Raw genomic sequence first — 10,805 nt, 5'->3', positions numbered from 1 at the left:
AACGGCGACACCGCCATGGCTGCCCTCCGGCTACGCTACGCTCCACCTACGGACAGCCATGGCGTCAGAGGCGGTTCTGCACTAACAATCAACGCGGACCACTCAGTGGGGGCCGGTCATCTTAAACCTATGGGGATTGTAGGCGACATGCTCTCACGTTTTCCCAGAGATTGCGGAATTTGCGGAACACTGCGTTGCAAGTGAATGGTCTGGTGAGTCAGCTATCCGCAGGGCTGATTCTTCAGTAGTTTTCATGATGTAGGTCCTGCGCAGCTGCGCATGGCATTGTTGGAACAATTCATTGGGCTCACCTGTTGGGGGATGTAGGCCCAGGCACGATTGGTCTTGAATCGAGATCTGAGAGGTGTTGTGGTTTGTACGCCCAATAAGTATATCGTCTTAACAGTTGCTTCATCCGAGAATGTTAGATATACGTTGGTTTGATATTGCAGGTCGCGCCTTTCGGCGTTAGGTGCCTGATGATTCAGAAGCTAGGAGATTGAATAATGAAGAAAATTCTGCTTCCCGTTGCAGCTCTTGCGATGGCTGCTACTCCCGTGGTGGCATCCGCTAATGAAGCTGTTCGGGCGTCCGAGCCGACTCAGGCTAAGGCTGAGATCGGTGGGTCGTCGGTCATCATTGCCATCCTTGCAGCCGCTGCTGTGATTGCTGGTATCATTGTCGCTACCGATGATGATGAAGATGATCTGCCTGTAAGCATCTAAGCTAACAGTCGTAAGTTTTGGGCCGGCTTGGAGAAATCTAAGTCGGCCTTTTTTTTGGCAGCGTGTTTTTAGGCCTGCATCGCTTTGGGGCCGGTCATGATTTTCTGCAGGTCTTTCATTGATCGTTTTGCCAATCTGCTTGAATAATTTCTGTCATCGAGCAGGCTGCTTTTTATTTAACTTTTCGCACCACACGAGCGCCAGCATCAATCATGAGAAACTACTTGGTCGAGTACGGACAGGCTAAGGAGTGGCTTTTGGAAGGCTCGGGTGCTCCAGAAAATTTGCTCCACATCCATGTCGGTTTGGCTATTTTTGTCTCGACGGCACTATTATTCCGTAGGCGCATGCGTTCACTCATCCCCGTTGGGCTAGTTTGGTTCTTCGCGGCCGGCAACGAAGTTCTTGATATACTGCGTCCTGGGCCTCCTATTTCATATTCCGAACATTGGCTGGACATTCTCAACACGGTGTTCTGGCCGTCGCTGCTCTTCGTGATTGCTCGGCGAGGAGCGAAGGTGAATGATCCCAATCGGAGTGTGTAACAAGGTTCTTTGTTACGCGCCCGCCGTCTTCCATGACTTGGGACTAAATCCGGAGAATCCAGTCGCGCATGGTCACTGTTGAAGAGCGAGGCTTTATCGCTAAGCTCGGAGAGAGTGGCGTTGCGGGCGATTAGTTCCGGTAGTTACAGTATTCTGCCGGTGTTGCGCGGCGAAGGAATGGATGTGAGTACTTCCCGCTGTAGCCCCAACTTTGACCGTGACTCGGGCTCCCCAATGGGTGAGCGTTCAGAATAGCGTCCTATTGAGGCGCTCCTCTTCCATGTGACCATCGACGCTCCAACTATTTCGGTCATGCCTCGGTCCTTCATGGGGGATATAATGTCTTCACGCGCGAATCTCACTACTCGACGTGGGGGGGGGGCTTGTCAGTGATGCCAAACGCTGGGCATGGTTTTTCTCGGCTTGCGAGGACGCCTGACCAGCACGTTTACCTCACGCGCCCTTGCGATCGGCAGCGATGATATCGCTCGCCGCTCGCTACTTACGTTCTCCTAAACGTATTGATGATCTGCTGTTCACGAAGCTCGTTTGGCCTATTCTCCGTCCTTCAACTAGGTTCGGAATTCTTCAGCAACCAAGAGTTTTTGCAGGGCGTCACGTCATTCTTACCGAAAGCATATTTTTATAATTTTCTATTAAAAGCCGATAATTAAAAATAAATAATCAAAATAAGGGCGGTTTGCGCGATTTTTGCGGCAAAGAGGGCGGTCGAAATGTCGCAATATCATTCTATTATTATATTTATAATTGTGCGAAATATTATCATAAAATCTCTCGTGATCGACCAATCTCGGATATACTCTAAGTCGAGGTTGATGCGCCGCTTAAGATGTTCAACGGAAGGGACGGGGCCGCGATAGCCATCCATCTGGGCTAAGCCAACAATTCCCGGCCTCACTGTGTGCCGATGCCAATAATTTTCGACGATCAAAAAGAATGGTACCCCATTTATTGACGAACCCAATGTGTGGGGGCGGGGGCCGACAAGGCTCATATCTCCGCGAATGACATTGAGTAATTGTGGTAATTCGTCGAGATGCAACCCGCGCAGCAATCTGCCTACGCGAGTCACTCTATGGTCATTTGGCTGTAACGAAATTACTCCGAGTGGATCCGAGAACCTTGAATAAACTGTTCGAAATTTAAAAATTGTGAACGGACGATTTAGGTAACCAACTCGAGTTTGTGCGAAAAAAATCGGTCCTTGGCTATCCAGCCTTATCAATATTGCTACCAATATGATGATTGGTAGGGCGATTATTATAGCGCAAGTTGCGGCGACAATATCGATGGCTCTCTTTAAAATCCTCTGTCGATATCTTAGGAAAGGGAAAATTTTCCCATCTTCCGGTTCGTAAGAAGGTTCCTTTGCCATATATATCAATCAATGCGCTCATATTTATAGTGTAATATGGAAACGTAGAATATAATTGGGGAATAAATCTAGTTAATATGATATTACGTTTTTGAACAAGTAAATATTCGTATAAATAATTTGAAATTAATGAACACGCATTACCCGATTTGTAATTGTTAGAGTATATCATTTTTGTTTAAATTTTGGACAGTCGTGCGAAGTCCGCGTTCGAGGGAAATTTTTGATCTCCAGCCCAGGCGCTGGATTGCTTCTGAATTTAGATGCTTCCGCGCTGGACCGTTTGGCATCGAGTGGTCGAACAATAGAGGGCCTGCATAACCGACAATATCGGCTATCATTGCGGCTAGGGCTGCGATAGTTACCTCTTCTCCAGAACCGACGTTGATGGGTTCTGCGGACGAATAGCTATTCATGAGGAATACGCAGGCGTCGGCTAGATCGTCGACATGCATGAATTCCCGCAGAGCTTCTCCGGAGCCCCAGACTTCCATTCGTTCAGCATCCTGCGCTTTTGCCGCCAGCGCTTTCATGATCAGGGCGGGGACTACGTGGCTTTTCGCTAAATCGTAGGTATCGCCCGGACCATAAAGGTTGGTCGGCATGACGCTAATGAAGTCGCACCCGTACTCCCTGCGATAGGCCTGGCAAAGTTTGACGCCAGCGATCTTGGCAATGGCGTACCATTCGTTCGTCGGTTCGAGAGGGCCTGTCAGCAGGCTTTCCTCGACGATCGGCTGCGTTGCATCGCGTGGATAGATGCAGGAAGAGCCAAGGAAGAGCAGCTTGCTGACCTCGAACTTGCGAGCAGCCTCTATCGAGTTCGTCGCGATCGCCAGATTGTCGTAGAGAAACTGGCCCGGCTGGCTTTGGTTGGCGCCAATGCCGCCGACCTTTGCTGCCGCCACGAAAACCGCTTCGGGCCGGTTAGCGGCAAACCATTCCTCTACCGATGCCTGGACCCGGAGATCGATCGACCTGTCGGCAATGAGGATTTCGCACTTCTCGCGTTCAAGCCGCCTGACGAGGGCCGATCCGACCATCCCGCGATGCCCGGACACGAAAACCCTGCGACCCTCAAGCGAGAAGCTGGAACTTGCCATGGCCGTCAGCCGCCCTTTGGGCCGCGGATCAGATCGAGGTCGGCCTGCACCATCTCCCGTGCCAGTTCGCGAACCGTGGTAGTCGCCTCCCAGCAGAGCTTTTCCCTTGCCTTGCCGGCATCACCGATGAGGACATCGACTTCGGTGGGACGGAAATACCTCGGGTCGATTTCGACCAGCGTCCGGCCATCCGCGATGCTAACGCCTCTTTCGTCCAGGCCTTCGCCAACGAATTCGATCGGTATGCCCGCATCCTCGAACGCCCAGCGTACGAAATCGCGAACCTGGGTCGTCACACCGGTCGCCAGGACATAGTCGTCCGGCGTATCCTGTTGCAGCATGCGCCACATTCCCTCGACATATTCGCGGGCGTGACCCCAGTCGCGGCGGGCATTCAGATTGCCGAGGAACAGCTTGTCCTGCTTGCCAAGCGCGATGGCCGCTGCTGCGCGCGTAATCTTGCGGGTGACGAAGGTTTCTCCGCGCAGCGGGCTTTCGTGATTGAAAGCAATGCCGTTGGATGCGTGAATGCCATAGGCTTCACGGTAATTGACCGTGATCCAGTAGGCATAGAGTTTCGCGACGGCATAGGGGCTACGTGGCCGGAACGGTGTACTTTCGTCTTGCGGCTTTTCCGATGCGAGACCGTATAGTTCGCTGGTCGAGGCTTGGAAAAACCGGCTCTTGTTCTCGAGGCCTAGAATGCGAATTGCCTCCAGCATGCGGAGTGTGCCCAAAGCGTCCGCGTTGGAGGAATATTCGGGCGTCTCGAAACTGACCAGAACGTGGCTCTGGGCGGCAAGATTGTAGATTTCGTCCGGCTGGACTTCCTGCATAATGCGGATGAGGTTCGTCGCATCCGTCATATCGCCGTAATGCAGGATCAACTTGGGATCGGGCGCGTGCGGATCCTGGTAGATGTCCTCGATCCGCCCCGTGTTGAAGGAGGACGAACGCCGTTTGACGCCGTGCACCTCGTAACCCTTGGCCAGCAGGAGTCGTGCGAGATAAGCGCCATCCTGCCCGGTAACACCGGTTATCAGAGCGCGTTTCGCCAAGTTCCGACCCTTTCGGTTTTCACGATCCCGTTCCTCGGGCTTCCGCGATTACATCTACGAGTGCCATGTGAAACGATTGCCATCAAGGCAACCTCGTAGCGTCGGATTGTTGGGAATTTCCCCGAAATCGGTGGATTTTCCGCCGTGCGGAAATTCCTGGAGCCCTATCGGGCGGGATCAGTCATTTCGGAGAGGGGTTCGATGGTGGGCGTACCAAGGTTCGAACTTGGGACCCCTACGATGTCAACATAGTGCTCTACCACTGAGCTATACGCCCACGCTATCGAACGTGCCGTTTTGGACGGCAGGCGCGCCCATTAGCGAGGCCGCTCGGGCCGCGCAAGGGGCAAATCTGTGCAAATTACAAAAGCTGAGCGCTGACCTGTCCGCCAAGTACCCGCTCGACCTCGAAAACCAGGTCGCGGAGGTGGAACGGCTTGGAAAGCACCTTTGCATGCGGCTGCTCGGCGCTCGCCTTGAGCGTGACGGCCGCGAAGCCCGTGATGAACATCACCTTCGTCGCAGGGCTGATCTCGTTGCAGCGCTGGGCCAGTTCGATCCCGTCCATTTCCGGCATGACAATATCGGAGAGGAGAAGGTCGTAATCGCCTTCCTCGAGTAGCGGAACCGCCTTGGTGCCGCGGTCGACCGAGTCGACGATGTACCCGGCGTTGTCGAGCGCGCGCTCGAGGTAGGTGCGCATGGCATCGTCATCCTCGGCGAGCAGGATTCGCTTGTGGTTCGGCTCACTCATGCTGCGCTTCCTAACCCAAATCGCTTAACAAATCTTGTGCCGGTTGAGGCGGTGTCCCTCAATGACGCAGCCGGTTTTGACTTGCCTAAGACAACGCGCCATTCCTGACGTCATGACGTCGAGCGACAATGGCCAGGCAGGTATCGATTCGAACGGCCCGAAGGCACCTTTTACGCTGACGGCCGGCGAAGAGTTCCCGGTACCGATACTGTTGTCAGCCCCTCATGGTGGTCGTGCCTATCCGGATGGATTGCGGGACACTCTCCGGGATCCCGATTGCATAATCCGTCTGGAGGACAGGTTCGCGGACGAACTTGCGCGCCAGGTTGCGGAACTGACGGGGGCTGCGCTGCTTGTCGCGCACACGCCGCGCGCGATTATCGATCTCAACCGCGCTCCCGACGATGTCGACTGGTCGATGATCATGGGGGCCAAACCACGCAAGAATGTGCATTCGCTCGCCAATCGCCGTGCACGCAGCGGGCTCGGCCTTGTTCCGCGCAGGCTGCCCGGGCTCGGGGAAATCTGGAAGCAGCCACTCGAGAGAAGCGAACTCGATCGTAGGATCGAGACGGTTCACCGCCCATACCATGCGGCGCTAGGCCGCACTCTGGAGAGGCTGCGGGACAGGTGGGGCGCGGCCGTACTTGTCGACCTACATTCGATGCCGCCCCTGCCGCGCAGGCTGCATGGGGGTGCCCAGCCTGAATTCGTGATCGGAGACCGGTTCGGCACCAGCTGCGACGGCGCGCTGTCTGCGCGGGCGCTCAACTACTTCGCGTCGGCGGGGAGGGCGGCAACCCACAATAGGCCTTACTCGGGCGGATATGTCCTGGATCGGCATGGGGCGCCGCGCCGCGGAATTCACGCCTTGCAGCTCGAAGTCTGCCGTTCGACCTATCTCGATGCGCGCCTGGATCAGCCGAGCGCCAGGCTTCCTCGCATGGCACGCATCATTGCAGGGCTGGTCAATGCGCTTGCGGGAGAGGTTGCGGGCATGGGTCCCGGCGACGCCCTCCGGCAGGCTGCCGAGTAGGACGTCAAGACTATTTGTTATTGTCGAGGAGCGGCCTGAAATGTGTCCGCCAATCGGCGCGGCCATCGCGGGTTACAGCCGCAATTGCGGGCAACTCGGCCTCGATCAGTTCAACGCGTTCGTCCCAGCCATCGTGCGAGCGGTTGCGGAATATCCACCCGCCATGGCGTGGTCCCCAGCGGCGCATGAAGTCGGCGGCAGCTGCTGGATCATAGCCGGCATTGACGAGAAGCCACGGCATCAGGCGATCGGCATCGCGTTCGGTCGTGCGAAGCCTCCCGCCACCGTTTCCGTTTTCCGTGAGGTAGGGAATGTGACCGAGCAGGTTATGCGCCATCTCATGGGCGAGAAGGGCTGCGAACTCGGATTCCGAATAGGACAGGCCCGGAAAGTCCTCGCCGATCAGAACACGCTCTCCATCGGCGCTGGCCCCGTCCTTGCCACTTAGCAACTCGAAGCGGCTGGCACAGATGGTCTCGGCAGCAAGCTGCGCATCGAAAACACGGCCATCGGGTTTGCGCCAGCCGAGAGTGACTGTGCCGTCCTTTGCGGACTGTTCAATCAGATCGGCGATTACGCTGGCGCGCTCCCAATCCTTCCTTTCGCCCACCTCGATCTGCGAGACGTCGAGGTCGTCGATCGTCAAAAGGGTGTCGTTCCTGGCGATATCGGCCATGGCTGCCGACGAGCCCGGCGCTACCGACTGGATACCGATGTCCCCGGTAAGCCCGAAAGCGGTCCGCACCGCATCGGGCTGCGAATAGGCCTTCGCGTCATGGATGAGGATACCGACGCTCGGCCTCACGGCATCGCAATATGCGGCATTTGCCGCTGCGAGCCGGTAGCCGGTCAGAAACAGGACGTCCTCCTTGGATTGGAAGATTTCCAGCGGGTTTTGCGCCGGTGATGGGGCGAAGACGGGTTCGGCAGACGCTGCAGGCGCACAGGCACCCAGCCCCAACGAAAGGTGGCCGAGAACCACCAGGGTTCCCGGCCACGATTTCTTCCAATTCAGGTCGGGAAGCAACTTCCTGCCCTGCCGCCGGCTCAGGCGTTGGCGAGCGGCGTCGGCTTCCAGCCCTGCTCGGCCTGACGCGCGAAGATGACGCGCATGTTGTCGAGCGAGAACATGTGTGCGTGCAGGAGCATCATCAGGCCGCTCTTGTTGAATTCCTCGAGCTTGGCGCCCGGAAGTTCCTGGAGCTTTTCCTGGTTGACCATCTTGAAGCCGCGATAAACGAACGGCTGGTCGTTGTTTTCGACCTGGATCGACACTTCGCCGTCCATGAGGAGGTCGGCGTCCTTGATCTGCTGCAGGAAGGCCTGCGTACGCTGTGCGGCAGCTTCGAAATTCTGGCAGAAATCGAGGATCTGCTTCGTCGCATCGGTCGATTCGCCGTTCTCGAACAGCGGACGACCTTCTTCGAACTCGCCGACAGCCTCGCTGGTCGGGTCGAAGCACAGCGACAGCTGGTCGTTGTCCTTGGTCAGGCGAGCCAGCATGAACGGATAGCGACGGATGTAGGCGGGTATGTAAACTGGGTCCTTCACCTTGCCTTCGGCATCGACGAAGGTGTTTACGCCTTCATTGAGGCCCATAAGGGCGAGCGGAAGCGGGTTGTCGCCGGTCGAGAAGACGATCGGGAAGTGACGCTGCGCCTGCACGAATTCGTCGACGGTCAGCGGAATGGCGTGCGCCTTGGACAGCCACGGAGCCGAGTCCAGCGTGCGCGACTTGTAGTTCGCGTGATCGCGGCTGTTCAGCGGCATGAGATCGTTGAAGAAAAGGGGCAGTTGAGGCTGCTGCGGCGCGCTCGCCATGGAAATTCTCCGAAAACAGGTTGATGATTTTGGGTGTGGAACACAGGCCGAAACGGCCTGCATGCGCCCTCGGCGAGGGGCTTAGGCGGTCCCGCCTTCTTTCGCAAGCGGTACGAGTTTACCGGGATTGAGCAATCCGTTCGGGTCCAGCGCCTGCTTGACCGCGCGCATGACCGACAGCGCGGCCGGGTCGCCCAGCCTCCCGAGTTCGTCGCGTTTCATCTGCCCGATGCCGTGTTCCGCGCTTATCGATCCGCCCCATTCGGTGACGAGATCGTGGACGAAGGCGCTGATCTCTTTCCCATCCCCCGATTCCCACTCTCCGCGAACGGCCCCGGTCGGTGCCAGAACGTGAAAATGGACATTGCCGTCCCCGAGATGTCCGAAGGCAACGGCCCTTGTCCCCGGAAACTTCTGCTCGACAGCGGGCGAAGCGTGCTCGACGAAATCGGCCATCCGCGCCACGGGAACCGAGATGTCGTGTTGCATGGCCGGCCCGATCGCTCGCTCCGCCGGAGCGATGGAGTCGCGGATGAGCCAGAAGGCCTCCGCCTGCGTTTCGTTTGCCGCGATCGTTGCATCCTCGAGCAGGTCGCGTTCCATGGCATCAGCCAGAACATCTTCGGCGAGTTCTCGCAGCTGAGCCTCTTCGCCCGGTTTGCCCACCAGTTCGAACAGCGCGTTCCAGGAATGGGCGCCAGCCAGGGGCGCACGTGCATCGGGAAGGTGATCGAGCACAGCGCGCAGGCTATGGTCCGGTAGTACCTCGAAGCCTTCCAGCGTGTCACCGGTCTCCGCCTCGACACGAAGCAGGAGCTTCCTTGCGTGCTGCAAGCTTGGCAGGCCGGTCCAAGCGACGATCCTGCCCCCGGTTTGCGGGAGCAGCCGCAGGGTCGCGCCAGTAACGATCCCCAGCGTCCCTTCCGATCCGATCAGCAACTGCTTGAGGTCGAAGCCGCGATTGTCCTTCTTGAGCGGGGTCAGCGTGTCGAGGATGGTGCCATCGGCAAGGACTGCCTCGAGGCCAAGCACCTGGTGGCGCATCGTTCCGTGGCGCAGCACCTGCGTGCCGCCTGCATTGGTGGAAATCAGCCCCCCGATGGTGGCAGAGCCTTTTCCTCCGAGCGTGAGCGGGAAGCGCAGGCCGTTCTTCTCCGCTTCCTCGTGGAGGGTCTGCAGCACGACACCGGCATCGCAGGTAATCTGGGCCGATGAAGGATCGAAATGCCTGAACCGGTTCATCCGGCGCAGCGATAGGACGACTGCATTCCCGCTCTCGTCCGGCGTAGCGCCGCCCGACATTCCGCTGTTGCCCCCTTGCGGGACGATAGGCACCCGGTGGCGGACACAAAGCTGCACGAATTCGGACACCTGGATCGTGCTTTCGGGCGAAGCGAGGCCGATAGCTCTACCGGTATAGCGACCGCGCCAGTCGGTCAGCCAGGGGTCGACCAGTTCCGGATCCCGGGTAAACCCGCGCGGACCGAGCAATGCGGCCGCTTCTTCGACGAAGGCTTCGTATCTGTCGCTCATCGATGCGCCCATGCCACAGGGGGCGGGGAAAAAGCCACCACTTGCCTTCTGCGGCAATGGAATTAAGCCGATATTCAAATGGCGAGGGGCAGGGCGTGATCACACGCCGGAAATTCCGCTCGCGTGGTCACGAGGATTATCGACGCCCCGATGCCCAATCTCTTCACCCTGATTGCGCCCATAGCGCTTGCCCTGTCGAATGGCGGGGACCGGGTCGTGGAGAAAACGGGTGAGGCGCCGATATGTAGCGGTCAGACCTGGTCGCAATCGCGGACTGCAGACCGCAGCATCAGTCCTTTGCCGCTTTCGAGCGCTGCACCGGGCTGGTCGCCTCTGCTTGAAGCACCACGCCCGGCAGGCGCCAACCAAGTCCGGATCGAGGGCAGGGTTATCCTGCGCATTTCGCCGGCACCGGCCCCGATGCGCCAGAACCTGATGGCCGAAACGACCCCCGCGTCGCGTCCACGCCTGGTGGAACGGCCTTTCGCCAAGTGCATCGAGGCAAAGCGCATCGGCGGCGTTGCCGAGCGCGGCGACCGGCTGATGCTGTTCCTGCGCGACCGCCGGACGCTGTCCGCCCAGCTGGAAAAGGGCTGTAGCCCGCGTGAATTCTATCAGGGTTTCTACATGGAACCGTCGGACGACGGCATGCTGTGTGTCGACCGGGATCGCCTGATGAGCCGGTCCGGCGCAAAATGCCAAGTCTCGCGTCTGCGCGAAATGGTCATCCAGACCGACGATTGATCGGGGTTTTCCTTGACTGGAAGACCTAAAACGGCGAAGGGCGCGGCCGAGAGAGGCTGCCTTTGGCGGCCCCTTTTGCCTATCCAAATC

Annotated in this window: 10 protein-coding genes and 1 tRNA gene; 3 read left to right on the top strand and 8 right to left on the bottom strand. The window is 57.8% G+C overall.

Translation table 11 applies throughout. The features are described from left to right. Positions 1-506: 506 nt before the first annotated feature. On the top strand, positions 507-725 hold the full coding sequence (locus LC083_RS13935; protein WP_226700927.1) for a hypothetical protein: 219 nt from the start codon (positions 507-509) through the stop codon (positions 723-725). A gap of 1,290 nt (positions 726-2,015) precedes the next feature. On the opposite strand, the gene LC083_RS14100 is transcribed toward LC083_RS13935, so the two are convergent. The 5 genes from LC083_RS14100 to cpdR form a co-directional block, all read right to left on the bottom strand. After that, a complete protein-coding gene (locus LC083_RS14100; protein WP_226700926.1) occupies positions 2,016-2,666 on the bottom strand; it encodes a sugar transferase in 651 nt (216 codons plus the stop codon). Positions 2,667-2,824: 158 nt separating this feature from the next. Then, complete coding sequence (locus LC083_RS13925) at positions 2,825-3,769, bottom strand: GDP-L-fucose synthase family protein (protein WP_226700925.1); 945 nt, start codon at positions 3,767-3,769, stop codon at positions 2,825-2,827. Positions 3,770-3,774: 5 nt separating this feature from the next. Next, complete coding sequence (gene gmd, locus LC083_RS13920) at positions 3,775-4,827, bottom strand: GDP-mannose 4,6-dehydratase (protein WP_226700924.1); 1,053 nt, start codon at positions 4,825-4,827, stop codon at positions 3,775-3,777. Between the two features lie 202 nt (positions 4,828-5,029). Then, positions 5,030-5,104 (bottom strand) — tRNA-Val (locus LC083_RS13915). A gap of 84 nt (positions 5,105-5,188) precedes the next feature. Further along, entirely contained in the window at positions 5,189-5,581 is a 393-nt protein-coding gene (gene cpdR / locus LC083_RS13910; RefSeq protein ID WP_226700923.1) for a cell cycle two-component system response regulator CpdR, read from the bottom strand. A 112-nt stretch (positions 5,582-5,693) separates the two neighbouring features. Here cpdR and LC083_RS13905 point away from each other — a divergent pair, with 112 nt between their 5' ends. Continuing rightward, a complete protein-coding gene (locus tag LC083_RS13905) occupies positions 5,694-6,617 on the top strand; it encodes an N-formylglutamate amidohydrolase (protein WP_226700922.1) in 924 nt (307 codons plus the stop codon). A gap of 10 nt (positions 6,618-6,627) precedes the next feature. Here LC083_RS13905 and LC083_RS13900 read toward each other — a convergent pair whose 3' ends face one another. The 3 genes from LC083_RS13900 to LC083_RS13890 all read right to left on the bottom strand — a co-directional run bounded on the left by LC083_RS13900 (position 6,628) and on the right by LC083_RS13890 (position 9,971). After that, complete coding sequence (locus tag LC083_RS13900; RefSeq protein ID WP_226700921.1) at positions 6,628-7,599, bottom strand: M48 family metallopeptidase; 972 nt, start codon at positions 7,597-7,599, stop codon at positions 6,628-6,630. A gap of 65 nt (positions 7,600-7,664) precedes the next feature. Further along, complete coding sequence (locus LC083_RS13895; RefSeq protein WP_224830568.1) at positions 7,665-8,438, bottom strand: SapC family protein; 774 nt, start codon at positions 8,436-8,438, stop codon at positions 7,665-7,667. Positions 8,439-8,519: 81 nt separating this feature from the next. Next, positions 8,520-9,971 carry an FAD-binding oxidoreductase gene (locus tag LC083_RS13890; protein ID WP_226700920.1) on the bottom strand — a complete coding sequence of 484 codons (1,452 nt, stop codon included), beginning with the start codon at positions 9,969-9,971 and terminating at the stop codon, positions 8,520-8,522. 123 nt (positions 9,972-10,094) lie between these two features. On the opposite strand from LC083_RS13890, the gene LC083_RS13885 reads away from it, so the two are divergent. After that, positions 10,095-10,715 carry a hypothetical protein gene (locus LC083_RS13885; RefSeq protein ID WP_226700919.1) on the top strand — a complete coding sequence of 207 codons (621 nt, stop codon included), beginning with the start codon at positions 10,095-10,097 and terminating at the stop codon, positions 10,713-10,715. Positions 10,716-10,805: the final 90 nt, after the last annotated feature.

Origin of the sequence: Qipengyuania gaetbuli (assembly GCF_020524765.1) — a bacterium.
Classification (GTDB): domain Bacteria; phylum Pseudomonadota; class Alphaproteobacteria; order Sphingomonadales; family Sphingomonadaceae; genus Qipengyuania; species Qipengyuania gaetbuli_A.
Note: the sequence above shows the minus strand (reverse complement) of the source record. Positions and strands in the feature narration are given on the sequence as shown.

Excerpts from the sequence above, each read along its gene's own strand:
- LC083_RS13935 (WP_226700927.1), top strand. The coding sequence starts at position 507 with ATGAAGAAAATTCTGCTTCCCGTTGCAGCTCTTGCGATGGCTGCTACT.
- LC083_RS14100 (WP_226700926.1), bottom strand. The coding sequence starts at position 2,666 with ATGGCAAAGGAACCTTCTTACGAACCGGAAGATGGGAAAATTTTCCCT.
- LC083_RS13925 (WP_226700925.1), bottom strand. The coding sequence starts at position 3,769 with ATGGCAAGTTCCAGCTTCTCGCTTGAGGGTCGCAGGGTTTTCGTGTCC.
- cpdR (WP_226700923.1), bottom strand. The coding sequence starts at position 5,581 with ATGAGTGAGCCGAACCACAAGCGAATCCTGCTCGCCGAGGATGACGAT.
- LC083_RS13905 (WP_226700922.1), top strand. The coding sequence starts at position 5,694 with ATGACGTCGAGCGACAATGGCCAGGCAGGTATCGATTCGAACGGCCCG.
- LC083_RS13895 (WP_224830568.1), bottom strand. The coding sequence starts at position 8,438 with ATGGCGAGCGCGCCGCAGCAGCCTCAACTGCCCCTTTTCTTCAACGAT.
- LC083_RS13890 (WP_226700920.1), bottom strand. The coding sequence starts at position 9,971 with ATGAGCGACAGATACGAAGCCTTCGTCGAAGAAGCGGCCGCATTGCTC.